This window comes from Ruegeria sp. AP12 (genome assembly GCF_056540025.1).
In genome coordinates this window covers 1-620 of record NZ_JBQFVZ010000253.1, presented here as the reverse complement: position 1 = coordinate 620, position 620 = coordinate 1, and the positions used below count along the sequence as shown (strand labels likewise).

The following is a 620-nucleotide window of genomic DNA, read 5'->3' as shown; positions in this document are numbered from 1 at the left end:
TGGGTCGAGATTCCGGAAAATTGCAATTGGAAGGTCTCAGTCGAGAACTACTCGGAATGCTATCATTGCCCATCGAACCACCCGACCTTTGCCGAGGGTGTGGTGAAGCCGGAAACCTATGACATCCGGCCAGACGAGCAAGGCGGCTACGTCCTGCGCCACACGACCGAGTGTCAGGCACTGGACAAGATGACCTATCCGATCGACCTGTCGGTGCCCCATGCCGGCGACTATCAGTCGTGGTTCCTGTGGCCCATGTTTTCATTCCAGTGTTATCCTGGGAATGTGCTGAACACCTATCACTGGCGGGCCGAAACCGTGGACACATGCACCGTCTGGCGGGGCTGGTATACGGAAGGCGGCCATGAAAGCGATGTGATCCGCGGGCTGGCCGTACAGGATCGCGAGACCACCGTGGCCGAAGATATTCGCTTGGTCGAATCCGTGTATCGCGGCCTCAAGTCCAGGGGCTATGTGCCCGGCCCACTGGTTCTTGACCCCAAATGCGGCGTGATGAGCGAACACTCCATCGCCCGGCTGCAGCAATGGATGCGAGACGGCGTAGACACACCCGCCTGACCTGAAACGCTTTTGGATTCCGCACGGTAGAACCTGCAAAT

General features: G+C 58.4%; 1 protein-coding gene. It reads left to right on the top strand.

The features are described from left to right. Positions 1-579 (top strand): SRPBCC family protein (locus ACR0E6_RS22585; RefSeq protein WP_480587596.1); only part of this gene is annotated, 579 nt, incomplete at its 5' end. Positions 580-620 lie beyond the last annotated feature (41 nt).